Here is a 25144-nt window from a genome sequence, read left to right on the forward strand (position 1 = left end):
GCCGCAACAGAGCGGAAGGCGCAACGATCTCCGCCGGCGCCGATCGCACCGGCGCAGCAGCGCCGACCACGCCGGCAAGATGCGCCCGCTCGACAATCCGTTGGCGACGCCCGCGGCACAAGGCATGATCCGCCACCACCTCGCCCGCATGACGCACGATAACGCGGCCGCCCAGCACCACGACTTGGACGCTCTCCCCGATCAGCCGCCAGGGAACCGAGTAACTGTTCGTGTCCAGGTCGATTGCGCAGTCCGCCTGGACCTTGCGCACGAGATCGCGCAGCTGCCCAAACGGTGCCCGTCCGCCCAGAGGGCGAAGCGCCATGGCTTCTTCGGCAAAGCGCTCCGCAGGAGCCACGCCGGTCGTGCCATGCACACGCTGATCAGCAATCTCGCGTGTCCACCGGTCCAGATGCGCCTCGAACGCCGCCCAGTTCACGAACCGGCGGCCGGCAATCGCATTGCGCTTGACATAGCCGACCCCGCGTTCGTCCTTCCCCTTCGTACGCGCCCGGTAGGGCGCACAAGCCCGCGGCGTAAATCCCCAGTAGCGGGCAAAGGTGTGCAGCCTCACATTGAACCGCACCTCCCGCGTCGTCGCATCGTGATGTTCGACCAGCGCCTTCGGATTGTCGAACAGTACTTCCGTTGGAACCCCGCCGAAGCGAAGGAAGGCTCCTTCCATCCCCTCGAACCACTCCGCCTGGCGCTCCCGAAGCGAGGGACGGATATGCAGCCGACGCGAGTAACCCAGCGTTGCTACAAACAGGTGCACCCGAACACGCTCGCCGCCGACCCACGCCCGCGTGTCGCCAAAGTCGATCTGCATCTGATGTCCCGGCGCCGTCTCAAACCGAACCGTCGCGCGCTTCTGCGCCCTCAACTCCCGACGCCAACCCTGCACCCGAAGCTCCACCGAACGAAGCCCTATAACGATCCCATGTTCGCTCTCCAGTTCCTGGCGCACCACATCGGCGTTGCCGCCATGGCGGAAGAAGCGCTCCCGCAGCCAATCGTCCAGCCCGTCAAACGCGGTCCGCCGCACAGGCTGCGAAACGGAAAAGTCCCGCCCTCGCGCAGATACCGACGCACCGTGTTGCGCGCGCATCCGAATTCCTTCGCAAGTCGCTTCGCTCCCCAGCCAAGCTCATGCAGCCGCAGCATCGCTGCCACTTCTTCAGGCTGAAGCATCTCCTCCCCCCGCATCGTTCTCGACAATGCAGGAATCGCCGAAATCTCAACCGTCATCCATGCCTCCTCTCATAACCGAGGGGTCAGTTCTTCATTTCGTCAGGGGGTCAGTTTCTCAATTCGGCCGACAGGTGGCCAACATCAAAGGACTTTTCGGTTTGGCAGCATTGGGGCCGAGGAACGAACATGAAGTAATCGCGGAAGCGGTGGCCACCTGAGATGTGGCGGCGATGTTCGAACATCTGGCCGGCTGGCTGTCCTCCGATAGGATGAAGAACGGGCTCTCGATCGACACCGGGCCCAGCCACCGAACGGAGGACAGCCATGGAACACTATATCGGCCTCGACGTATCCATGAAAGAGACGGCAATATCGATCCGGCAGAACGGTAAGAGGATTTGGCGGGGCAAGTGCGCATCCGATCCGCAACTGCTTGCGGCGGTGATCCGCAAGCGCGCACCGCATGTCCGGCGGGTTGTGTTCGAAACGGGCCGCTGTCGGTGTGGTTCTACCATGCGTTGACGGCAGAGGGCCTGCCGGTGATCTGCATCGACGCGCGGCATGCCAAAGCCGCGCTCGACATGGCCGCGAACAAGACCGATGCGAACGATGCCGATGGCCTGGCACATCTGGCCGAGGTCGGCTTCTACCGAGAGGTCCGCGTCAAAGGTTTCGACAGCATGCTGATCCGCACGCTGATCACCGCGCGGCGCCAACTTCTTAAGATGCGTTTGCAGATATCCAATCAAATCCGTGGATTGATGAAGACGTTCGGCCTTGTCGTGCCCAAGGGCGCCGGAAGCGTGTTCGAACGCAACGTTCGCGACCTTCTGCGGGGTGAAGAAAAGCTGGCGCGCATTGTTGTGCCAATGCTGCAGGCATGGAGTGGTATCCGATACCAAATCGCAGGGCTGAGCAAGCAGCTGCCAGCGATGGCGCGTAACGACCAGCATTGCCGTCTGCTCATGTCAGTGCCCGGTGTAGGCACCGTCACAGCCACCGCCTTTGCCGCAGCGGTGGAGGATCCGGCCAACTTCAGGAACTCGCGCGCCGTGGGCGCATGGGTGGGCCTGACCCCGAGGCGCTACCAGTCCGGCGAGGTCGATAATGATGGTCATATCTCGCGCCGTGGCGACAGTCAGTTGCGCGGACTGCTATATGAGGCGGCCGCGGTCATCCTGAACCGGTCGACGGATACCAGCATCCTGCGAACCTGGGCGTTGGAGCTGAAAGATCGGCTCGGCTTCAAGCGAGCGGCCGTGGCCCTGGCGCGCAAGCTGGCAGTCATCATGCATGCGATGCTCCGGACGGGCGAGTTGTTCGATCCGCACGGAGGAAAACCCGCCGCTGTCTGATCCTGCAGACGTTTAGCTACGACCATTCTTCAGGCCATTCCACCGATAGCGTTCTTACAGGACGCACCGAGTCGTCCCTGCCGGGACGTGGCTGAGATCATTCCGCGAAGCGGGAAGCAACTGCCTCGTTTAGCAGATTGCGTAACGAACATAGGAAGATCTCACCTGCGAAACTCATCCTGCGGCGATCATCGCGTCGACCGCGTAGACGACCCTGTACCCGGCATTCGGACGAACGAGAATCGACAGAAAGGACGACGGCCTTGCACTCACCCCCTTGACGGTCGAGCGATTAGACGACCCGCTGCGCGGGAGGGGCGCCTGCGGTTGAGGTAGAGATCAAGAACCGGTCGTCGCGCTCGCGTTGAGCGTCGTTCGGCTCGAGCAGAGCATGGCGGGCTTCTTCAACAAGGAGCCTGACCATGCACCATCCTATTCTCGATGCCCGGATCAGCCCGCTGCGCCAGCGGCTGATCGACGACATGAACATGCGGCGTTTCTCACGCGAGACGCAGCGCAACTATCTCCGCGATATCGGACGCCTGGCGACATTCCTCGGGCGTTCACCAGACACCGCTACCGCCGACGACCTGCGCCGGTTCCAGATCGAGCAGCAGGAGGACGGCGTTCCCGTGCCAACGATGAACAGCATCGTGTCGGCACTGCGCTTCTTCTTCACCCACACGCTCGACCGCCCGGACCTGGCGCGCAGGCTTGTCCGGCTGGCGCATCCGCGCAACCTGCCCGTGGTGCTCAGCCGCGACGAGGTGGCCCGGCTGCTCAACGCCACCACGTGTCTCAAGCACCAGGCCGCATTGTCAGTCGCCTATGGCGCGGGCCTGCGTGTCGCCGAGGTGTCGATGCTGAAGGTTGCCGACGTCGACAGCGAGCGCATGCTGCTGCGCGTCGAGCGTGGCAAGGGCGGGCGCTATCGCAACGCCATGCTCTCGGAGGACCTGCTCTTGTTGCTGCGTGAGTGGTGGAAGGTCGGACGTCAGCAGGGCGTGATGCACCGCGACGGCTGGCTGTTCCCCGGACAGCACGCGATGAAGCCGATCAGCACGCGGCAGCTCTATCGCATCGTCGTCGAGGCGGCCCAGGCCGCCGACATCGCCAAGCGGGTCGGGCCGCACACGCTACGCCACAGCTTCGCCACCCACCTGCTGGAGGACGGCACCGACATCCGCATCATCCAGGTCCTGCTCGGGCATGCCAAGCTCAACAACAGCGCCCTTTACGCGAAGGTGGCGACCCGGACGGTGCGTGCCGTGACGAGCCCGCTCGACAAGCTCGGGCTGTTCAAGCCGGGAGAGGTCTCGCCCGACATCTGAGCCGTGCGCGCCTCGATCGAGGTCGCCGACATCTTCCGTGCTGCCGGACCCGTTTACCGGGCTGCCCATGCAGGTCACCTGAGCCTCGCGCCGTCGCGGCGGTAGTCCTTGTAGCGGAATGTGACGCCGCTCTTGTCGAAGGCGATCAGCCGGCGGTTCGAGATCGCAACCCGGTGGGTATAGCGGGACAGATAGGCGAGCACCGCCTCCGGCCCGGCGAACGGCGCCTTGGCGTACACCACCCAGTGCTTCTTGCGGACCGGCGACAGGTGCCGCACGAATGCCTGCCGCGCGGACAGGTGCGCCATCGATCCGAAGAAGGCGAGCCGTCCTGCGTCGTGCAGGGAGTAGAGCGTGGCTTTGGAGCCAGGGGCGCAAGCAAGATTATGTGGCGCGTCGGAAATCACGGTGACGTTTTTCCCGGGCAACTTCTGTATCCACGTACCACAGGATCACCGCGCTGATCGAAGTTGATGGCCTTCCCTTGTCTTGCCACTGCGTGAACGATCAGCTCAACCAGCTCTTCATCGCTGCACTCGCAGGCAGGGAGCCGATTTCGAATGTCGGCAACAACTACGGCCGTTGAGATGACGTCGCAGCTGCGGTAATCAGAAAGAACATGCGATAAGGACTTATACGTTTCGAGCCTGATAGCGTTCTCTTCCATAACTGATACCCCCACCGCGGCGGTAGAGTTCCCGACCCAAAACCGGAGCTCAAAAATCTGCTTGCACAGCTTATTAATTACTTTGGGACAGCGCTGTCGACGTTAAAAGCAGTCGTTGGTACGGTTGCAGTCGCTGTTTCCTGGCCTACATCCCTATAGCGGCCGGACTGCCGCTGGCGGAGACGACCGGTTGCCACGCTTCTTCCTGCATCTAGTTCTTGCCGGACGGCGACGTCTTGATCCGGAAGGCAGTGAGTTCCCTGATAACGAAAGCGCCATTCGCGAAGCGATTCGGGCTGCCAAGGATCTCATGGCAGAGGAATTGCGCGCGGGGAAACCTTTGATACGTGATGCCTCGTATGAGGTGGCGCTCGACGATGGGACGGTCGTCGCGATCGTCACCTTCGCCGCCGCTGCCGATTATGGCTAGATTTTACCGAGCAGCCGCTCGTATTCATGTTCCGGCTCGCTATAGGTGCCGTCGGCGATCTGCAAGAGGCCGTGACGATCCCGGATAAGAATTTCGCCCCGGGTAGCCCTGATCAGTCCCTTGCCCTCAAGTTCCTGGATGGCGACGGTCACGCCGGGGCGCCGCACGCCGAGCATGACGGAAATGAACTCGTGGGTGATGGCAAATCTGTCAACCCTCACCCGGTCCTGGCACATCAGCAGCCAGCGCGCTAACCGTTCGTCTAATTTCGACCGGGCATTCACCAGGGCGGTGTAGCTGGTCTGAATAAAGAGCGTTTGGACGTAGAGAAGCAGCAGGGCCTTAAGCGTCGCGCTTTCGGACATGGCTGCCGACAACGCTGACGCAGGCACCTGGAAGCCCTCCCCGACGATCTGCATGTAGGTGTCGTGTGCGGCGTGATCGCCGCCAAGCACCACCAGTGCGCCGGTCATGCCTTCCAAACCTATCAGGCCCACTTCCGTATCGCGGCCTTTCGGAATCTTAGCAACGACGGATGCGATGCCGCTTTCCAGGAAATAGACGTATTCGATCGGGGACTTGGCGGTTTCAAGGGGAGTGCGCAACGGCAGATCCACCCGTTTCAGATGTGGCTCGAGTAGGTCGAGGTCTGCGCGAGAAAGTCGCTTCAACAGGGCATTGCGATAGGTGATGTTTGGCTGGTTAGACATGACTCCACCCTCCATAGGGCAAGAGCTCAGTGATCTCCCAGCCGTTCGCGCCCGTGAAAACGTGCGAACGATAGGTCACATATAGGTTCTGCGGGCAACAACGCCTAATCACGTTAGGCATTTACGGTCGGGCACCCGGCTTCTCCGCCGCGCGTGAAAAGGGGAATTCCAAGACCAGCACGTCGCGCTCATCGAAGATTTCGAACGAATTGCCGGTGAGGACCGGCTTCCCGGCCAACAGTCCTTCGGCCAGGATTTCCTTGGCGGACGCCATGGCATCGTCTTCTACCACTTGCAAATTTGCGCACTCCTGCCCCTCTGGATCCTTGAGGAGCTGGCCGTCCCGGGTCCGAATGTGAAAGAAGAATCTCGGCATGGTTGCTCCGCGTTGCTCGACTTTTAAATGCGGCACGCATGTTGAATAGCGTCGGAAACGTACCAAACGTGGATATCCACGCGGCCGCGTGAACCCGTCGATAGCTTACTCAGCCAGGGGTCTCCGTTGAGATCGATCTGTCAAACCATACGCCTAGACCATGTGCGACGGCGCTGGCTGCTATCAGGTCATCAAAGGCTTTTCCGGAAATCGGGCAGTTCGGGAGTACCTCCCGAATTGCGGATTCTGCCGTCGAGGTAGAAATGACGTCATGTCGCTTTTTTCTGGTTTCGACATATTGCTCGACCAACATTTTCAGGCGTCTTCTTGCAATCTGATCTGCAAACATCGGGTTTCTCCTGCCGGCCGAGGCCGCATTCGTTCGCGGCGGCATACTTCGATTGGTGAACCCGCGACACGAGCGTTAACTCGATTGGCCAAAGCTGCTGTCGGGTAATTTGTTCCGGATAGCCGACGCTTGGTAATTCCCAGACAATTGAGTGGTTGGCGGCTCTCTAGCGCGGTCGCCCGAATGTCAGCTTTCGGGCACTCGCAAAGTAGAACTCTACGACCGATTTGGTCATCGCGGGAGCCCTATTGCCAGCTTCGGGTCACGACGAGAAGTCTGCGGTGACGCCGCCGGCATTTTCCTCAGTTCTCTAGACGACGGGGTCGCGGGTGCAACAATCTGTTGCACAACTCTGCTATCTCTAACGCCCATGCCTGACCCGAACTTCCTCACGCCTGAAGAAGTCATGGCTCGCTATCGGGGACGGGTAAGCGAAGGGACTCTTCGAAACTGGCGTTGCCTGCGGATCGGGCCATCGTTCCTCAAGATCGGCAAATCAAGCCTCTATCCGAGGGGCGAGTTGGATCGCTGGGACAAATCGATCCTCGTCGTCTGCAGACCCACACGTGCACTGCCGCTGGAAAAGAGTGCACCGCCAGAGTAGCAGAGAGGCGGTTCATTCGGTCCAAGAGGCGTTGGTTAGAGAAAATGGGCGTTCGGAATCCGTGGTTGATCGGGACGTCAGAGTGCTGAGCAAACGCGATCATGCCCAAGCGTGGAAGATCACAAGTGGTCACTCGATACATGCCCCAGTTGACGGCACCACTTTTCCGCAAGAAAGTTACAAGCGATTGATAATAACATGAATGTGCCACAGTGGTTCGACGCATAATGGTCCCGCTGCATACCCGTCGGGGCATGCTGAGTCACGCTGTGTCACGCCTTAGTCAAAATTCGCTTTGAAATGGGTGACTTGAGCATCTATGTCGCGCACGCCAAACTGGCGCGCGACGGTTGATAGAAAGCAAAAGTGGCCAGTGTCCACCGGGGGCGTTATTGGGGAAAGAAATGCGCCCTTCCCTGCCCCACAATGCGACGCCGATTTCACGCCCCTGCCTGCGATCGCCACGACTGAAATGGGCCGGTAGCGGCAGGCAACTTCGGGCTACGAAGTTTTCAAGACGGGACATTCAGGTCGGTGCGGGGATCGTCCCGTGCTTCAAGAACCGCCCCTGATCAACCCAACACAGCTCATCCGCGGTCGCCGCCGGGCGGCCGAGACTAGGCCGATGCCTTCGAGACCCGGATAACCATCGGCGGCATCACCGACGAGCGCGAGGAAATCTGGAATCATGGCGGGCTCAACTCCGAACTTCTCGCGTACACCGGCGGCATCGCGAATTTTCTGGGTCCTGCGCTCTATCTGGACCACATGGTCACCGCGCACACACTGCGCGAGATCCTTGTCCGGCGTCCAGATGCACACCTTCTGCACGCGCATCGGTAGCCGCGCTGTGCGCCGCGGAGGCCAGCGCGTCGTCGGCTTCCAGCTCGATCATCGGCCAGACCGCCACTCCCATCCCCGCCAAGGCTTCCTCGAGCGGGTCAAACTGCGCGAGCAATGCCGGCTCGATGCCATCCCCGGTCTTGTAGCCGGGCCAGAGCTGATTTCTAAACGATTCGACTACATGATCGGTAGCCACCCCAATGTGTGTGGCGCCATTCTCGATCATCTCCAGCACTGTGTTCAGCACGCCGACGACGGCGCCAAACGGCTTGTCTTGGCCGTTGTTGAACCGGCGTTGGCCGTAGAAGGGCGAAACAACTCGTATGTGCCGTCTACTAAATGTACGATCATTGCAATCCTCGAGGAAACAGCATCCGGCCCGGTTTCTGGTGTTCGAACTTAGTTATAGAGACACCTGGGCCAGCGCGAGCATCGTCGTGACATGACCCAAAGGCGACAAGTCGACCAAAAAGGTGGGAAGCTCGGCGAAACCCCTCTATATCGACAGCGATGGATGCATCGAGCGACCACCCGCCGAACGACGAGCTTCTCTCGGACATCCAGCGCCTGTCCTTCGACTATTTTCTCAAAGAGGCCAACCCGGCGAATGGCCTGATCGCCGACCGCAACACCCCGGGGTCACCGGCCAGCATCGCCGCCGTCGGGCTCGCCCTGTCGGCCTATCCCGTCGGTGTCGAGCGCGGTTTCATGACGCGCGCCGCCGCCGCTGAACGGACGCTCGCCACGCTTCGCTTCTTCTGGAACGCGCCGCAAGGGCCCGAAGCCGACGCAACGGGCCACAAGGGCTTCTACTACCATTTCCTCGACATGGAGACCGGCCGCCGCGTCTGGAAGTGTGAGCTGTCCACGGTCGATACGGCGCTTCTGCTTGCCGGTGCGCTGGCCGCCGGCGCTTATTTTGGCGAGGACGATGAATCCGAACTGGAAATCCGGCGGCTTTCAGATGCGCTCTACCGGCGCACCGACTGGCGATGGGCGCAGAACGGCGGCGCTACCGTCACCCATGGCTGGCGGCCTGGAAAAGGCTTCCTGCGCTATCGCTGGCAAGGCTACGACGAAGCGGTGATCCTTTATGTGTTGGGCCTCGGCTCGCCAACCCATCCGCTGCCGCCCGAGAGCTATGCGGCCTGGCTATCCACCTACAAGTGGAAAAAGATCTATGGCCGGGAATTGGTTTACGCCGGTCCACTCTTCATCCACCAGCTCTCGCATATCTGGATCGATTTTCGCGGCATCCGCGATGCTTCCATGCGCAACCACGACTGCGACTATTTCGAGAACAGCCGCGAGGCAACCTACCTGCAACGCGACTACGCCATTCGCAATCCGAAGGGCTTCAGCGGTTATGGCGAGAATTGCTGGGGCATTACCGCCAGCGACGGCCCAAGCCCGACAAAACGTCAAATCACGGTCGGTGGCCGCCGCTTCTTCGGCTATCTGGCGCGCGGTGCGCCATTCGGCCCTGATGATGGAACGTTGTCGCCGTGGCAGCGATTACCTCATTGCCCTTTGCGCCAGAGATCGTTCTGCCGGCACTGCGCTATTTCCATGAGATCGACCTGCAAGAGGGCAACCCTTACGGCTTCACCGCAAGCTTCAATCCGACAATAGCAGCCGCCGACGGCCGGCCATGCGGTTGGGTATCGCCGGACCACGTCGGCATCAATCAGGGGCCGATCACTCTGATGATAGAGAACTACCGCTCGGGCTTCCTGTGGCGCCTGATGCGCCGCGTGCCGGCCATCATCGCGGGACTGCACCGAGCCGGTTTTTCGGGCGGATGGCTATAAGAAGTCGAGATGACAAAGCTCCCCGATTGGTACCAGGACTTTTGACTGCTAGCGCATGCCGCATTTGCTGCGAATCTCGGTTAGCGGCAGTGGGTGATGGGCGCTTTTATAACGCCAGTCACGAATGTCTGAAACGGGTAGGTCACGATTGCGGACAGGCGCCTTAGGCTGGGATACACGAGAGCGGACATTCAGGTCGTCGCGAACATCGTCGTGACCTGACCCATTCAGGACAGTCGAAATCACGGTGAACGGGTCCGCTTGCGCCGGTTAAGCGAACGTACGGCGTGCTACGAATCTCGCCTGGCTGGTCCTGGGCGGACCAGAGGAGCTAACGTCTATGCTATAGCCCTCCATGGCCCTCCTGAATCCCTGGGTTTGGACACCAGTTCGAGCGGAACGCCAGAGAGATGCCCTGAGGCGCTGCTGTCACGTGGGATGGCTGCCTCGCAGGCGCCGCCCTCCGATAGCTCATGGGCGGCTTGAGGCGGCGATCGCGGGATAGTCGGTATAGCCAGCGGAGCCGCCGCCATAGAGCGTCGCCGAGTTGAACTCCGTCAGCGGCGTGCGCGTCTTCAGCCGTTCCACAAGGTCGGGATTGGCGATGAACGGGCGCCCGAAGGCGAAGAGGTCCGCCTTGCCCTCGGCGAGCCGCGACGCCGCGAGGTCGAGGTCATAGCCGTTATTGGCGATATAGGTATTGTTGAAGCGCCGGCGGAGCGATCCGAAGTCGAACGGCGCGACATCGCGATCCGCCCGTGGCGCCCTCGACGACATGGATATAGACGATGCCCAAAGCATCGAGTTGATCGACGATAAGTCGAACTGCGCCTGGGGCGCGCTGCTCGAGACGCCGTTGGCGGGCGAGACGGGCGAAATCCGGATGCCGGTATGGGCTTGGGCAGTTGGATGCCGACGAGCGAGGCTTCGTCGGTGATCGGGGCGGGCGTTTTGTATCCAACAGCCTTCATAACAGGCATCTCCTCATACTTGAGACGCAGATAAGCCGTATCTGCGCGGTCCGTCGGCGAGGCATTCTGCGTCAGGCGACGCGGGGCGTGAGCAGGACTTCCAGGCCGATGTTGCGGTACATCTCACGGCGCATGCGGTCGGCGACGCCATTGACGATCTCGGCCCCGTCTTGCGACGGATCGACGTGGACCCGGAACGGACGCTTGCCGAAGGGCGCGCCGACGACGCGAACGATCTCGCGGGCCACTTGTGCCGGATCGGCGTCGGCGGGTTCCAGGTCCGCTAGGCCCTTCAGCGCTTTGTCGGCGATCCCGGCGTAGGGGCCGGATTCATACTCTGCGACTCGGGCCGTATCGGACGGCGAACCGGAGTGAGCGAAGTGGTTGGTGCCCTTGGTGAAGGCGCCTGGCACCATGATCGTCGTCTCGATGCCCCACAGGGCCAGTTCAGTCGAATAGGACACCGCCAGGGCGTCCATGGCCGCCTTGGCGGCGAAGTAGGGCGCCAGGAAGGGCGGCGTGCCGCCGCGCGTCGAGGACGAGCCGACCCAGACCAGCAGACCCTTGCCCTGGCCGCGCATGTGCGGCAGCGCGGCGCGATTAACCCGCTGCGCGCCCAGCATGTTGACGTCGTACTGCTGGATGAACTGGTCCGGGGTGAAGGCCTCGGCAGGGCCGAATACCATATGCCCGGCATTGTGGACGATGACGTCGAGCCGGCCTACGTCCTTCAGAACATGAGCGATACCGGTCTCCGCCGAGGTGTCGGACTGGACGTCCAACTCGATGGTGCGCAGGTCGAGGCCATGCTCCTTCGACCAGGCGGCTACTTCGGCGACGCGAGGCGCGTTGCGGCCTTCGGTCTCGCGCATGGAGGCATAGACCGAGTGGCCGGCTTCGGCCAGGGCGCGTGCGGTCATGAGGCCGAAGCCCGACGAGGCGCCGGTGACGAGAATGACTTGCTTGGACATGGTGATGGTCTTTCTTCTGGATTTGGATGAACTTATGGCTGTGTTGTGGTCTTTGGCGGTCGGCTGGGATCAAATGATCCCGCCATTGGCGCGCAATATCTGGCCGTTGATCCATGAGCCGTCTGGCCCCGCCAGGAAGGCGACGGCGTTGGCGATGTCTTCGGGCTGGCCGAGACGTTCAAGCGGCGCCAGCTTCGCGAGGCGGTCGATCAGCTCCTGCGGCTTGCCGTCGAGGAAGAGCTTCGTGGCGGTCGGTCCGGGGGCGATCGCGTTGACGGTGATGTTCCGGCCCCGCAATTCCCTCGCGAGAATGGGAGTCATGGCCTCGACCGCGGCCTTGGTGCCGGCATAGACGCCATAGGTAGGCTGCAGCAGCCCCACGACACTTGAGGAGAAGTTGACGATGCGACCACCGTCGCGCAGGCGCTTGGCCGCTTCGCGCAGCGTGTTGAACGTGCCCTTCAGGTTGATCGCGATCTGGCGATCGAACAGCGCATCATCACTCTCAGCGATCGTCGCCAGATTCATGATGCCGGCATTGTTGATCAGCACGTCAACGCCGCCGAAAGCGGTCTCGGCGGAATCGAACATGCGGCGTACGGCTTGTGCGTCTGAAATATCGCACTGCGCAGTAACCGCCCGCCCGCCGCCCGCCGCTTCGATCCTGGCGACCACCGCATCCGCCGAGGCGGCGTTGCCGGCGTAGTTCACCACCACGGTGAAGCCGTCCTTGCCGAGGCGTTCGGCGACGGCCGCGCCGATGCCGCCCGAGGCGCCGGTCACGATGGCAACCTTCTGTGTCTGATTGGTCATTGTCTGTCTCCTTCTTTGGGTGTCGTTGTGGCTCCTGATGACAGACAGATGCACCTTTCGCTTATGTAGATAATCATGCATTATCCGGCATCACTATCCGACAGGTCGTATTATGGATCGTTTCGACGCCATGCGCGTCTTCACTCGCATCGTCGAACGCAGGAGCTTTACCAAGGCTGCCGATGACCTCAGTCTGCCGCGTTCATCCGTGACAGATGCCGTGCAAGGGCTGGAGGCGCGGCTCGGTGTGCGGCTGTTGCAGCGGACCACCCGTCAGGTCCGCCCCACACTGGATGGCGAGGCCTATTACCAACGATGCGTCAGCCTTATCGCTGACCTGGAGGATGCCGAGGGCGCTTTCGTCGGCGCTAAGCCGTCAGGCCTCATCCGCGTGGACGTGCATGGCACCCAAGCGCGGCACTTCCTGTTGCCCGGTCTGCCGCGCTTTCGCGAAATGTACCCCGACATCCGCCTGCATTTCAGCGAGGCGCATCAGCCCGTGGACCTGATCCGGGAAGGGTTCGACTGCATCCTGAGAGCGGGCGAGCTGGCCGACAGCGCGCTAATCAGGCGGCGGCTGGCTATTCTGGAGCGGGGCACCTTTGCCAGTCCGGACTATCTTAATCGGCTGGGCATGCCGAACACACCCGACGACCTTAATGGCCATGAAATGATCGGGCTGCTTGCGCCCGACACGACCGAGGTCGTCCCTCTCGCTTTCCTCGTGAAAGGAAAAGTGAACCGCATCACGCTGACTGCCATGATGACGGTGACCGGCCCGGAGACGAACGTTGCCGCCGCCTGTCTTGGCCTTGGGCTCATTCAGGTGCCGCGCTATCGTGTAGTCTCGGAGCTGGCGAGCGGCGCGCTTATCGAAGTCCTAGCCAACTTCCCACCGACGCCCTTGCCAGTTCACGCGCTTTATTCGCACAAGCACCAGCTGTCGCCGCGGCTGCGAGTGTTCATCGACTGGGTGGCGGAGCAATTCCGCGACAAGACTGCACCGAAAATATGATACCTTCCCCCAAGAAGGGCGCAGACGATGCTCCGATTGTTTGCAATTGTCGTCGATTCGTGAATGGTAACCTGCGCACCAGACGCAGCCTAGTCGTCACTGCCGCCAACTATCTGCCGGTGGGACGCCCGCGGGCTCGCGCATTGGCGGCCACTATCGCGCAGATTCATAGCGGCGTTAGAGGGCTATAGAGTAGACAAAGTTCTCATCTTCATCCCGCACGGCCCGCCACGAAGTGGCCTTATGTCAAGTTTTCCGCTGATAGCGCGCATTCGTGCTGCGGACACCGGGAGTCCGAACGGGTCAAAGGCGTGAATTTGAGACGACATCACGGTCTCAATCAGCGCGGATAGAGATTTCAGTTTCGAACGGAAACGGGAAGCTGAAATTGGCTCGCGGAATTACCGGTTCAATGAAACAGGCAGTCCAGCGAACTTTCAGCTCCGTCCAGGCGAAAAGGACGGAATTCGACATTTGCGCGCGGTATCGAAAGTCCGGACATTCACGCCGAGGCAATCGACCTTCATGGCAATCGAGTCGAGGCTGACGTTGCCGCCGCTCGCACAGGGCGCTCATTCCGCAAAACAAGTGTAAGAAGCGCGCCTCCCCTAGCTTTGCGGCGGGGATAACCCATCAGTTCACTCTTTGTTCTTTTCCGAAAGCGCCTGGCGAGATATAGTCTAGCGTGTCCACAGATTCCTCAGGGAGCAGCGCGCAGATGACCATCCAGCCCATCATACCATGCTGCAGGGGGACAGAATTCTCAATGAACCGATAATCAGCTGCCCAAGCTGCAAGACGGAAATCAAGCTCAATGAGTCGCTCGCGGCCCCTTTGATTGCCGCCACGCGTGAAGAATACGAAATGCGCCTGGCGCAGAGCAAGGCATCGATGGCTGCCAGAGAAGAGGAGCTCAAGCGCCAGCAGGCCGAGATCGTCGCCGCCAAAGAGGACATCGCCAACCAGGTGGCTGGGCAAATCAAGCTTGAGCGTGCCGGAATCGCGGTCGAGGAAGCCCGCAAGGCAAAATTGCTGCTTTCGGTAGACCTGGAGGACAAGGATAAGAAGCTTGCCGAGCTGGAGGCGACGTTGAAGGCGCGCGACGAAAAGCTCACCGAGGCCCAGCAGCAACAGGCGGAATTCCTGAAAAAGCAGCGTGCGCTTGACGACGAAAGCCGGGAGATGGCGCTGACCATCGAAAGGAAGATCCAGGAGGGGCTGGACGCCGTTCGCGTCAAGGCGAGGTCGGAAGCGGAAGACGGGCTCAAAATGAAGGTCGCGGAAAAGGAAGAACAGATCGCAGGCATGCAGCGTCAGATTGAGGAGCTGAAGCGCCGTGCGGAACAGGGTTCCCAGCAGCTGCAGGGTGAAGTTCTGGAGCTTCAGCTGGAAGCCCTCATTGCCGGCCGGTTCCCAATGGACGTCATTGAACCGGTTGCCAAGGGTGAGTTCGGCGGAGATGTCCTGCACCGCGTCGTCGGACCGGCCGGCCAGCCATGCGGCGCCATTTTGTGGGAATCGAAACGCACCAAGAACTGGAGCCAGGGTTGGTTGGGGAAGCTCAGGGCTGATCAGCGGGCCGCAAAGGCGGACATTGCGCTTATGATCTCGGAAGCTCTGCCTGCCGGTGTGGAAACCTTCGATCTTCTGGACGGGGTCTATGTCGCCCATCCCAAATGCGCGATGCCGATCGCAATCATGCTGCGACAATCACTCATCGAGCTGGCGAACTCCCGCCTCGCCCAGGACGGCCAAGCCACCAAAATGGAGCAGGTCTATGGCTATCTGACCGGTCCGCGGTTCCGCCATCGCGTCGAGGCCATCGTCGAAAAGTTCTCTGATATGCAGGAGGACCTGGCCAAGGAACGCAAGGCCACAACACGCCTGTGGGCCAAGCGGGAGGCTCAAATACAAGGCGTAATCGAGTCGACCGCGGGGATGTACGGCGACTTGCAAGGCATCGCTGGAAAGGTGATGCAAGAAATTGACGGCTTGGAGGTCCTGGCCATTGAAACATCTCCGCCCGGTGCCGAATAGGCAATCGGTATGCAGCTCAACAGGAAAACGATTGGCAATCTGGAGCGGCTTCCCCAGACATACCCATCGGACTCCTCGGATAGGGTAAGCAAGAAGCCCGCCCACCCGAGGCAATCGTCGTGCCTAGCCGACGGCCTCTTATCTAAGGTCTTGACTCGTTAATCGCCATATGGCTATATAGTCATATGTCAATATATGGACCCACCGGCGACCGTCTGAGCAAGGCATTCTCGGCCCTCTCCGATCCCACGCGACGCGCGATCCTGGCCCGCCTTGCGACGGGCGAAGCCACGGTGTCGGAACTGCTGGCACCATTCGAACTCAGTCAACCCACGATCTCCAAGCATCTCAAGGTGCTGGAGGATGCGGGTTTCATCGAACGCGGACGTGATGCGCAGCGGCGACCGCGCAAGCTGGTGACAACGGCTCTCAAGGATATTGCCGACTGGGTAGAGCCGTTTCGCAGCCAATGGGAAGACAGGCTCGACAATCTGGATCGCCACCTCGAAAAAATGGGCAAAAAGGAGAAGTAGCATGCTGGCAGGGATCGCGAACACCGACCTGATACTCGACCGGGACAAGCACACGATCATTCTGACGCGCGTGCTTGCTGCGCCCTGTGAACAGGTCTTCGAGGCATGGACGCAGCCGGAGCATGTGGCATGCTGGTGGGATCCATCAGGCGAACCGCTCGCACAATGCGAGATCGACCTGCGTCCGGGAGGGGCCTTCAGGTTCGTCAACCGGCATCCCCCTGGCGCCAACCAGTTCGCTGGCGTCTATCGCGAGATCGCACCGCCGCGTCATCTCGTCTTCGAAGCAATGGGGGCGATCGGGCGTGTCATTCTCGACGAGACTGGCGGCAAGACGTTTCTGACGGTGAGGATCGAGTGCGGCTCGGCGGAACGGTTGGAGCAATATCTGAAAATGGGCATCGACACCGGAACGGCCAAGACATTGGACAACCTTGCCGCACATATTGGCGCGATGGCACAACGGACATCCAGCTCTCCGTCAACTGCTCCGAGCAGCGGCGAGTAACATTAGATGCAACAATCAATCTGGACAGCGGCAGATGCGGCTCTGGTGGCGTATGCCATCACCTGCGTCGTTCTATGCCTTAATCTTCTGATGCTCTGGGCTTCCAGCGGGGCGATCCGCGCGAAGGGTGGCGTGGCAATCAATCCGGAGGATGGGGCTCGCTATGGTGTACCCGTGTCAGAAATTGACCCGCCAACTGTCGCGCGGCTCCTGCGCGCACACCGCAATGCCGAGGCCACGATCTATCCATTTCTGCTGCTGGGCCTGCTCTTTGTTTTCACGGGAGGAAAGGCAGCAATTGCAATTCCCATTTTCGCAATTTTTGTAGTCGCCAGGATCGTACATTCGATAGTCTATCTGAAGGCCATGCAGCCTTGGCGCACGATCGCTTTTGCAGTCTCCCTGCTCGCAATCGTTGTCCTGATGGGCGCCGTAGTCCACGATTTGCTCTTTGCCTGAGGTAGAACCGTATGTCAGTACCGAAAGCTCCAATCCTGTCGTTCACGGACGTCGTCGCCATCGAGGCCTGCGTGTCGACTAGCGAAAGACTGACGAGGACGTCTGTTTGGGGTCGAACTTGCCTATTGGGAGAGCGGACATTCGCGGACCGCCACACTGCTATAGTCAATGCTATGGATCGACTCCAGCACCTGGTGCACGCGCGGCGGCCGTGATGATTTTGTCGGGATCGTCGGTCCAGACGAAGGGCTATGACTGCAGCTTGTGGTCGATGACGAAGCGGTTGATAGCGGAAACCAACCTGCCCTCAACACAGGACTGGTGATAGCCGGCGCACCGCCTGTCGTGCTGCCGCCATCGGTGCTCTTCGTTTTCTGAAGCGCTTTTTCGTGGACTCAATCGCAAGAGCATCGTCAGGGCGACCTGCGGTTTTCCACTATTATGATCGGCTCGTGCCCGAATTTTCTATCAACGTCGCCGCGACTCGAGTATTAGGTTCCGCTTATGGAGCGTCGACACGCCATCCGAAGGATCAGGGACGGACTTTGGGAAGTCTATGACATAGACAATGAAAAGGTTGTCTTGGTGGACAGCGTAGCTCTGACCAATTTGCGGGACGAAGAGGCACTCGATGCGTTGGAGTTGCTAATGGGTGGATTTCTTGTTGCGAGCAGGTTTCCAACGCTCGGTTGATGGTTTCTCCAGGGACACGTTCGCGCGCACGTCAGGCGAAGGCACCTCAAGCCTCTCATTGTGGGTTCCATCAGAACCGCAGGGCACGAGCTTCCAGCGCCAGTTGCCCTGCGGCGGGACGTTGGGGTGGCACCAAGCAGGCAGGAAGGACATCGCCATTACGCACCGATTTACGCGGCAAATCTTGGCTCGGGAACTCCCGTTACGCCGAGGCCGGTGATGGCAAAAAGGCTGCCGCGTAAAACTCCGTCGCCCGGAAAGCGCGGCAGCGGCGGCTTGGCCATCGAAGTGACGTACAGGGTGTCGAGCCTCGGCCCGCCGAACATGACGCTGGTGATCTTCTTGACGGGCATGTCGATGATGCGATCAACGCTGCCGTCGGGCGCGTAGCGGACCAGCCTGCCATCATAGACCAGCGCGTTCCACAGGAATCCTTCCGCATCGACAGTTGAGCCGTCAGCCGCCCCTCCCCGGCTGGTATCGACACGCGTGAAAGTGCGCCGGTTGGTGGCGGCACCGGTTGCGATGTCGTAGTCGTAGGCCCAGATCTCGCCGGTCCAGGTGTCGGCGAAATAAAAGGTGCGGTCGTCCGGGCTCCAGCACGGACCGTTCGAGCAGATGATGCCAGAATCTATTCTGGTAACGGAGAAATCCGAATCGAGCCGGTAGAGCCCGCCGGAGGGTCCCTCTTCCATCGTGTCCATTGAGCCGGCGAAGAAGCGGCCGCGCCGGTCGACCTTGCCGTCATTGAGCCGGTTCATCGGCCTGTCCGGCTCCGGATCGTGAATCGGCGTCACCTCGCCGGTGGCGAAATCAAGCAGATGGAAACCGCGCTGCAGCGATACCACAGCGCCGCCGCCGTCCTTGCGCAATGCCATCGAACCGATCTTCATCGGCACGTCCCAGCAACGGATCTCACTACCGTCGGCGGTTGCCCGAAACACACGCCCGTCGAAACTGTCGATCCAGTAGAGGCGCTCCTGTTCAACGTCCCACAGCGGTCCCTCGCCCAGCGTGGTCTTCACGTCCACCACGACTTCGATCTTCATGCCGTCCTCCTCTGTTCGAACCTTGCAGAAACCGGTCAAAACGCGACCTGATCGCCGCCCTTCAATGACAGGATTTCGCGGGCCTCGTCGGGCGTTGCCACTTCCATGCCGAGGCCTTCGACGATCTTGCGGGCAAGCACCACCTGCTCGGCATTCGACTTGGCAAGCCTGCCCCTACCGGCCCAAAGACTGTCTTCGAGCCCAACGCGAATGTTGCCGCCAAGCGCTGCCGATTGTGCCGCGATGCGCAACTGGCTGGCGCCCGCACCCAGCACCGACCAGCGGAACTGGTCGCCGAACAGGCGATCGGCGGTGCGCTTCATATGGGCGACGTCTTCCGGGTGCGTGCCGATGCCGCCGAGCAGGCCGAACACCGACTGCACGAAGAACGGCGGCTTCACCAGCCCGCGATCGGCGAAATGGGAGAGGTTATAGAGATGGGCGATGTCGTAGCACTCGAACTCGAAGCGGGTCCCATTGTCGTAGCAGGTTGCCAGTATGTATTCGATGTCCTTGAACGAGTTGCGGAAGACCAGATCACGCGTCGTTTCCAGATGCGGCTTTTCCCAATCGAACTTGAACGTCTCGTATTTGTCGGCGAGGTGATAGAGCCCGAAATTGATCGAGCCCATGTTGAGCGAGGCGACCTCCGGCTTGAACTGGGCGGCGGGGCGCACACGCTCCTCCACCTTCATGTAAGGACTGCCGCCGGTGGTGATGTTGATGGCGGCATTGGTGCCTTGCTTGACGCGCGGCAGGAAACGCGCGAACGCCTCTGGCGTCTGGTCGGGCTTGCCGGTCTCGGGGTCGCGGGCATGCAGATGCAGGATCGCCGCACCCGCCTCCGCCGCCGCGATCGCCTCGCGCGCGATCTGGTCCGGCGTGATCGGTAGATAAGGCGACATAGTCGGCGTGTGGATCGCCCCCGTCACCGCGCAGGTGATAATGACCTTGCCGCTGGGTTGCTGGGCGCCGGGCTTGCGGCTTGTTTGCGTCATTGTCCAAACTCCTGATCCGACTTTTTCTTGTGCGCCGCCAGCGCCATCAGCCGGCGGTCGCGCCAGACCTGCCGTTCGCCGAGTTCTTCCCGCGGCAGGCGCTTGCGGCGCTCGGCCTCGATCGTCTCCATGACCTCGCCGGCCCAGTCGACGCGGCGCAGCATCTGCGGGAAGATGTTGGAATAGATCGCCTGATAGCGCTCGACATAGTCGCGCACACCACCGGGTGCATTGAGGTCGATCGTCTCGAACGGACCCATGAACGACCAGCGCAGCGCCAGCCCGTCGCGCAGGCCAGTGTCGACGTCCTCGACGCTGGCATAGCCGTCGGCGACGAGCCGAAACGCCTCCTCCAACAGCGCGCCTTGCAAGCGGTTCATGATGAAGCCGTCGAGCTCGCGCTTCATCACCAGTGGCGCATGGCCCGCCTCGACAAGAAACGCGCGGGTCCTTTCCACCGTTTCGGCGGAGGTCCATGGCGCCGGCACCACCTCCGCTGCCGGGATGAGATAGGGCGGATTGATCGGGTGCACGACGAGGCAGCGATGGCGCCCCTCAAGATGATCGGTGAATCTCGACGGCAACAGCGCCGAGGTGGAACTGGCGATCACCGCCTGCGGACCGGAAAGTGCGTCGATGCGGGAGAACACGTCACGCTTCACCTCGAGGTTTTCCGGCGTGTTCTCCTGGACATGGACGGCATCGGCCAGGGCCTCGCCAAGCTCCTCCACAATGGTGATGCGGCCAAGCACGGTATCGACCGCCTGTCCCCGCAGCAGATCGTTGGCGGCAAGGTCGCCGAGCACCCCAGCGATATAGTCGCGCGCACCGCTGGCCGCGGCCGGCGCCTGGTCCCACATGCGCACATCATGGCCGGCACGAGCGAAGCTTATCGCCCACGCTCGCCCGATGAAGCCGCTTCCGACAATTGCTACCTTCGCCATGATCTCCCCCTCAGAGTGTCTCGACGTTGCCGTCGACGCCGAGCGACTGGCCGGAAATGTTGATGCCCGCATCGGAAAGCAGGAAGGCCACCATCGCCGCGACATCGTATGGGCTGGTCATGCGGCGCAGCGAGATGTTCTGCAGATAGCGTTGTGTCATCTCCTCGTTTGAAACGCCGAGCTGCTTTGCCCGGTCGGCAATGACCTTGTCGATGCGCGGTCCCTCTATGATGCCGGGCAAGATGGCGTTGACCCTGATCCCATGCGGTCCGAGTTCCTTGGCAAGGCTCTGGGTCAGGCCGACAACGCCGAACTTGGCAGCCGAGTACGGCGTGCGGAACGCGTAGCCATGGCGGCCGGCGGCCGAAGACATCGAGATGATCGAGCCGCCGCCCGCCGCCTTGATCAGCGGCACGGCACGGCGCGCGCACAGGAACTGGCCGGTCAGGCAGATATCTATGCAGCGCCGCCAGTCTGCCGGATCGATCTCATCGACCCCGCCGGTCGGCCCGGCAATGCCGGCATTGTTGATCAGGGCGTCGAGCCCGCCGAGCTTCTCCTTTACGGTCTCGAACAGCCGGTCGACATCGTCGTCGCGCGAAACGTCCGCTTTGACTGCGCCGGCGAGTGTGAGCCTCTCTGGAGCGGCGGCCAGCGCCTCGTCGGAAATGTCGCAGATCACGACACGCGCGCCGAGCCGCGACAGTGTCTCGGCAATGGCAAAGCCGATGCCGCCGGCGCCCGCCGTGACCAGCACGCGTTGGCCTTTGAGCCCGGTCAGGAATTCGTCCGCCGATACCGGTGCGCTGGAGCTCATTATTCCATTCCTTTCATTGAATCCGCCTTTCGCGCAGCGCCATGACCGCAGCGAGCACCACCAACCCGAACAGGATCGCCCGCGTTGCATAAGGCAGCGTCGTGCCGGCGAGCAGCATCTGCAACGCCGTCAAAAGCAGCACGCCCCCCAGCATGCCGAGATAGTGGCCGCGCCCGCCGGTGATCAGCGCACCGCCGACGACGACTACGGCGATCGAGGGCAGCAGATAGTCGTCACCCATGCCGAGGCTGGCCTGGCCGGAAAAGCCGGTCAGCATGATGCCGACGAGCCCCGCGCAGACCGCCGACAGCACATAGACGAGGATGAGCGTGCGCCCGACCGCGATGCCGGAGAGCTGGGCCGCGCGCAGGCTGTTGCCGATGCCATAAACCCGGCGGCCGAAAGGGGTGCGGCCAAGCAGCAGCACAGCAAAGACGACGAAGGCGATCATGAACAGCACCACCGGCGTCACAACGAATACCTTCCCGGTCATGAACCAGCGCAGCATCGGCGAGGAGAAGCCGGCCGGCGTACCCTGCGAGTAAAGCAGCGCGACGCCTTGCAGAATGCCGTTGGTGGCCAGCGTCATCACGATCGGCGAAATGCCGAGGAAGACGATGCCGATGCCGTTGGCAAGACCGATCAGGCAAGCTGTGAGCAGCACCGCCGGCAGCGCATAGGCAAGTGCACCATCCGAGCCGTTGACCATGCCGGCAAGCAGGATGCCCGAGAGACCGATCGTCCACGGCACCGACAGGTCGAGCCCGCCGGTGAGGATTACGCTGCCTTGCCCAAGCGCCAGGACGGCGAGGAAGCTCGACAGCACGAAAAGCGAGTTCCAGTAGGTGACGTTGACGATGGCGCGTCCGAGCCAGATTTGGGTGATGATCACGACCACGGCCAGGCAGACATAGGCCGGCAGCGCATAACGCAGCGTCTCGGCGTTGCGTATATGGAAGGCCGGCTGCGGCGCCTGCTGATCGTCGGTGCTGCCACGCGCGATCCTCAGCCGCCGGTCGGTGCGATCGATCTGCGAGGGCAGCATTCCGGCGCGCCATGCGGCCAATCGCGCCCGCAGCGCACGCAGTTGGCGGGCGAGCACGGAGCCATGCGACAGCGAGCCGGCAAGCACGGCAAGGATCAGGATCGTGCCCTCGGCGATCGTCGAATAATAGGCCGAGACGTTGAGTACGAGCAGGATGTTGACGACCATCATCAGGATGTAGGCGCCGAAGACGGTGCCAACCGGCCCGCCTTGACCGCCGCCCAGCCTTGTACCGCCGACGACGACCGCCGCGAACATCGACAGCAACAACGGGTTACCGACGAGCGGATCGCCGCTGCCCGTCTGTGCGCTGATGAAGACGCCGGCGAGCCCGTAGCAGCCGCCGGCTATGACATAGACCAGGAAGCGCACGAGAACGACGCGCACGCCGACCGAAGCGGCCGCGTCCGGATCGCTGCCGACGGCATAAAGCGCCGTCCCGAAGCGTGTGCCTTTGAGCCAGAACCAGGCGAGCAGGACGACGCCGATGACCACCAGCGGCATCGGTATCCAACCGGCGATAGCATCACCGAGATAGAAGGCGCCAAGATCGGGCGAGACGAAGCCGCCCGGCTTGTCCATGACCAGCAGCGTTACTCCCTGCAGGATGAACATGGTCGACAGCGTGACGACGATAGGCTGCATGCGCAGGACGGCAATGAAGAAGCCGTTGAAGGCGCCGACCAGCATGCCGACCCCAATTCCGGCCAAGGTCCACAGCGCGACACTGGTGCCGGTCGCCATCGGATCCATACCTTTTGCCAGGACGACATTGACCAGCGAGATCACCGCGCCGGCGGACAGGTCGAAACCGCCGGACAGGATGACCACGGTCTGGCCGATCGCCGCCAGCGCCGAGGTGGCGCCGCCGCTGGAGAGAAACGAAATGTCGAAATAGGTGAGCCGCCCGGCACTGACCAGATCGACGATAAGCAGGAGCACCGCAAAGACGATCGCCGCGATGATCGCGCCGCTGTGTCGCGCGAGAAGCCGCGTCAATGTCGCGGCCGGTGCCGCGGCGGGCAAACTCGTCACGCTCATTCCGCCGCCTCCCGGACCAACTCGCCTTGCCCCAGCGCCGGTCGCATGATCTCGCCTTCCGTGATGTGGTTGCCGGCAAGCTCCGCCACCAGGCGACCGTCATAGAGGACGAGCACTCGGTCGCATTGATGGACCAGCTCGGGAATTTCGGTTGAATGCAGAAGGATCGAGCCGCCGGCCGCCACATAGTCGCGCATCATCACATAGAGCTCGTGCTTGGTGCCGACGTCGATGCCGCGGGTTGGGTCGAAGAGCAGCAGGATGCGGCTCTCGGCGACCAGCCATTTGGCGATGGCGATCTTCTGCTGGTTACCGCCCGAAAACGCCCCCGCCCTCGTCCACATGGCGCGGTGGTCGACCTCGACCGCCGAGAAGGCGGACTGGACGGCCTGCGCCTCCTCGTGCCTGCTGATCAGGCCAAATCGGGTAAAACGCGCGACGACCGGCAGCGATACGTTTTGCCGGCCCGAGAGCTTCAGGAACAGGCCTTCGGTCTTGCGGTCCTCCGGCACCAGCCCGATCGCCATGTTGGGCTTGAGCGCATCGGCGGGCGAGCCCAGCCACACTTCGCGCCCGTCGACCAGGATATGGCCGCGCTCGATCTCGGCCATGCCGAAGCAGGCGAGGAACAGGTCGAGCTGGCCCATGCCCTGAAGCCCGGCAATGCCGAGAATCTCGCCCTTGCGGAGGTCGAAACCGACGCCGTCGAGCTTCATGCCGGCCTTGAGATCGCGTACGCCGAGCACCGGCGGACCGAAGACCGCCTCGCTTTCGGGTTTTGGCGGAAAGGTCTGGGCGATGCTGCGACCGATGATCTTTTCGATCACTTCTCCATCCGGGACGTCGGCCACCGGCGCCGTCACGATATGACGGCCGTTTCTGAGAATGGTCAGCGTGTCGCAGAAGGCCCGCACCTCTCGCATGCGGTGGGTGATGAACACGACCGTCGTGCCGGCGGCCTTAAGTCGCGCGATGATGCCGCCCAGCCATTCGACATCGCCGCCCGACAGCGTCGAGGTCGGTTCGTCGAGCAGGAGGATGCGCGGCTTGCGATAGAGCGCGCGCGCGATTTCGATCTTCTGGCGGACGGCGAGATCGAGGGTCGCGACCTCGGCATCAAGATCGACCGAAAAGCCGAGATCTGAAATGTGCTGGCGCACCGCCCTGCGCGCGCTCGCCCGCCTGATCAGGCCGCTCGGGCCGACAGGCGCGTAGGGCAGCAGCATGTTGTCGAGAACGCTGAGATCGCGCACCAGCGTCATTTCCTGGAAGGCTGTCTGCACGCCTTTGGCGTGCGCGGCGCGCGGCGAACCGAGTGGCGCCGGTTCACCAAGAACGGTGATTTGCCCTTCGTCGGGCCGCACCAGTCCCGACAGCAGCTTGACGAGCGTCGACTTGCCGGCACCGTTTTCGCCGAGCAGCGCGTGCACGCTGCCCGAAACGATCTCAAAGGAGACGCCATCGAGGGCGACCGTGGCACCAAACGCCTTGCGGACGCCCTCTATGCCGACAGCTGTCGATTGCGCTGACATCATGATCCCAGTCCCGGCCTGCACGGGGTGCGTGGGAGTGCCTCCAAAGCA

General features: G+C 61.8%; 21 protein-coding genes and 4 pseudogenes. 9 read left to right on the plus strand and 16 right to left on the minus strand.

The features are described from left to right. Positions 1–1248: pseudogene (istA, locus tag NKH67_RS31250) on the minus strand (IS21 family transposase); the annotation flags it as partial. Between the two features lie 267 nt (positions 1249–1515). On the opposite strand from istA, the pseudogene NKH67_RS31255 reads away from it, so the two are divergent. Both NKH67_RS31255 and NKH67_RS31260 read left to right on the plus strand, forming a co-directional pair. Continuing rightward, positions 1516–2546, plus strand: a pseudogene (locus NKH67_RS31255) (IS110 family RNA-guided transposase). 422 nt (positions 2547–2968) lie between these two features. Further along, positions 2969–3877 carry a site-specific integrase gene (locus NKH67_RS31260; protein ID WP_353032647.1) on the plus strand — a complete coding sequence of 303 codons (909 nt, stop codon included), beginning with the start codon at positions 2969–2971 and terminating at the stop codon, positions 3875–3877. Between the two features lie 86 nt (positions 3878–3963). Here the strand turns inward: NKH67_RS31260 and NKH67_RS31265 are convergent. Next, a pseudogene (locus NKH67_RS31265) lies at positions 3964–4230 on the minus strand (transposase); the annotation flags it as partial. Positions 4231–4734: 504 nt separating this feature from the next. On the opposite strand from NKH67_RS31265, the gene NKH67_RS31270 reads away from it, so the two are divergent. Further along, positions 4735–4974 (plus strand): DUF6894 family protein, encoded by a 240-nt coding sequence (locus NKH67_RS31270; protein WP_352929161.1) that lies wholly within the window; start codon positions 4735–4737, stop codon positions 4972–4974. On the opposite strand, the gene NKH67_RS31275 is transcribed toward NKH67_RS31270, so the two are convergent. From NKH67_RS31275 to NKH67_RS31300, 5 genes are all read right to left on the minus strand, one after another. Beyond that, positions 4971–5684 carry a Crp/Fnr family transcriptional regulator gene (locus NKH67_RS31275; protein WP_353032649.1) on the minus strand — a complete coding sequence of 238 codons (714 nt, stop codon included), beginning with the start codon at positions 5682–5684 and terminating at the stop codon, positions 4971–4973. The two genes, NKH67_RS31270 and NKH67_RS31275, sit on opposite strands and share 4 nt — an antisense overlap. A gap of 121 nt (positions 5685–5805) precedes the next feature. After that, positions 5806–6060, minus strand: coding sequence for a DUF6894 family protein (locus NKH67_RS31280; RefSeq protein WP_352929165.1), 255 nt, complete (start codon positions 6058–6060; stop codon positions 5806–5808). Positions 6061–6169: 109 nt separating this feature from the next. Next, positions 6170–6409 (minus strand): hypothetical protein, encoded by a 240-nt coding sequence (locus tag NKH67_RS31285; RefSeq protein ID WP_353032651.1) that lies wholly within the window; start codon positions 6407–6409, stop codon positions 6170–6172. Positions 6410–7568: 1159 nt separating this feature from the next. Further along, positions 7569–7850 carry a hypothetical protein gene (locus NKH67_RS31295; protein ID WP_353032671.1) on the minus strand — a complete coding sequence of 94 codons (282 nt, stop codon included), beginning with the start codon at positions 7848–7850 and terminating at the stop codon, positions 7569–7571. After that, positions 7786–8103, minus strand: coding sequence for a hypothetical protein (locus NKH67_RS31300; protein WP_353032655.1), 318 nt, complete (start codon positions 8101–8103; stop codon positions 7786–7788). The genes NKH67_RS31295 and NKH67_RS31300 overlap by 65 nt, the downstream gene beginning before the upstream one ends. A 263-nt stretch (positions 8104–8366) precedes the next feature. On the opposite strand from NKH67_RS31300, the pseudogene NKH67_RS31305 reads away from it, so the two are divergent. Next, positions 8367–9667 (plus strand): annotated as a pseudogene (locus NKH67_RS31305) (glucoamylase family protein). A gap of 471 nt (positions 9668–10138) precedes the next feature. Here the strand turns inward: NKH67_RS31305 and NKH67_RS31310 are convergent. The 3 genes from NKH67_RS31310 to NKH67_RS31320 all read right to left on the minus strand — a co-directional run bounded on the left by NKH67_RS31310 (position 10139) and on the right by NKH67_RS31320 (position 12422). Beyond that, positions 10139–10624, minus strand: coding sequence for an oxidoreductase (locus NKH67_RS31310; RefSeq protein ID WP_353032669.1), 486 nt, complete (start codon positions 10622–10624; stop codon positions 10139–10141). A gap of 85 nt (positions 10625–10709) precedes the next feature. Further along, positions 10710–11609: an SDR family oxidoreductase gene (locus tag NKH67_RS31315; RefSeq protein WP_353032657.1), complete on the minus strand. Its 900-nt coding sequence runs from the start codon at positions 11607–11609 to the stop codon at positions 10710–10712. Between the two features lie 69 nt (positions 11610–11678). Beyond that, positions 11679–12422 carry an SDR family oxidoreductase gene (locus NKH67_RS31320; protein ID WP_353032659.1) on the minus strand — a complete coding sequence of 248 codons (744 nt, stop codon included), beginning with the start codon at positions 12420–12422 and terminating at the stop codon, positions 11679–11681. A 112-nt stretch (positions 12423–12534) separates the two neighbouring features. On the opposite strand from NKH67_RS31320, the gene NKH67_RS31325 reads away from it, so the two are divergent. The 5 genes from NKH67_RS31325 (at position 12535) to NKH67_RS31345 (ending at position 16974) form a co-directional block, all read left to right on the plus strand. Next, a complete protein-coding gene (locus NKH67_RS31325) occupies positions 12535–13437 on the plus strand; it encodes a LysR family transcriptional regulator (protein ID WP_353032661.1) in 903 nt (300 codons plus the stop codon). 741 nt (positions 13438–14178) lie between these two features. Beyond that, positions 14179–15474, plus strand: coding sequence for a DUF2130 domain-containing protein (locus NKH67_RS31330; protein WP_353032663.1), 1296 nt, complete (start codon positions 14179–14181; stop codon positions 15472–15474). A 185-nt stretch (positions 15475–15659) separates the two neighbouring features. After that, on the plus strand, positions 15660–16007 hold the full coding sequence (locus NKH67_RS31335) for an ArsR/SmtB family transcription factor (RefSeq protein ID WP_353032665.1): 348 nt from the start codon (positions 15660–15662) through the stop codon (positions 16005–16007). 1 nt (position 16008) lies between these two features. Continuing rightward, positions 16009–16515, plus strand: coding sequence for an SRPBCC family protein (locus NKH67_RS31340; RefSeq protein ID WP_352473189.1), 507 nt, complete (start codon positions 16009–16011; stop codon positions 16513–16515). Positions 16516–16521: 6 nt separating this feature from the next. Next, positions 16522–16974 carry an MAPEG family protein gene (locus NKH67_RS31345; RefSeq protein WP_352473188.1) on the plus strand — a complete coding sequence of 151 codons (453 nt, stop codon included), beginning with the start codon at positions 16522–16524 and terminating at the stop codon, positions 16972–16974. A gap of 863 nt (positions 16975–17837) precedes the next feature. On the opposite strand, the gene NKH67_RS31350 is transcribed toward NKH67_RS31345, so the two are convergent. Genes NKH67_RS31350 through NKH67_RS31375 form a run of 6 tightly spaced genes read right to left on the minus strand, consistent with a single transcriptional unit; the run spans position 17838 to position 25096 of the window. Beyond that, positions 17838–18716, minus strand: a complete 879-nt coding sequence (locus tag NKH67_RS31350; RefSeq protein WP_352473187.1) for an SMP-30/gluconolactonase/LRE family protein — start codon at positions 18714–18716, stop codon at positions 17838–17840. A 35-nt stretch (positions 18717–18751) separates the two neighbouring features. Next, entirely contained in the window at positions 18752–19714 is a 963-nt protein-coding gene (gene kce / locus NKH67_RS31355; RefSeq protein ID WP_352473186.1) for a 3,5-dioxohexanoate:acetyl-CoA acetone transferase, read from the minus strand. After that, positions 19711–20658, minus strand: a complete 948-nt coding sequence (locus NKH67_RS31360) for a 3-hydroxyacyl-CoA dehydrogenase (protein WP_352473185.1) — start codon at positions 20656–20658, stop codon at positions 19711–19713. The genes kce and NKH67_RS31360 overlap by 4 nt, the downstream gene beginning before the upstream one ends. Positions 20659–20668: 10 nt before the next feature. Further along, positions 20669–21475: an SDR family oxidoreductase gene (locus NKH67_RS31365; RefSeq protein WP_352473183.1), complete on the minus strand. Its 807-nt coding sequence runs from the start codon at positions 21473–21475 to the stop codon at positions 20669–20671. A 13-nt stretch (positions 21476–21488) separates the two neighbouring features. Continuing rightward, the gene (locus tag NKH67_RS31370) at positions 21489–23561 is read right to left on the minus strand and encodes an ABC transporter permease (RefSeq protein WP_352473182.1); all 2073 of its coding nucleotides are present in this window, start codon (positions 23559–23561) and stop codon (positions 21489–21491) included. Next, on the minus strand, positions 23558–25096 hold the full coding sequence (locus NKH67_RS31375) for a sugar ABC transporter ATP-binding protein (protein ID WP_352473180.1): 1539 nt from the start codon (positions 25094–25096) through the stop codon (positions 23558–23560). The genes NKH67_RS31370 and NKH67_RS31375 overlap by 4 nt, the downstream gene beginning before the upstream one ends. Positions 25097–25144: the final 48 nt, after the last annotated feature.

Source organism: Mesorhizobium sp. M0968 (genome assembly GCF_040319065.1).
In the GTDB taxonomy this organism is placed as follows: Bacteria; Pseudomonadota; Alphaproteobacteria; order Rhizobiales; family Rhizobiaceae; genus Mesorhizobium.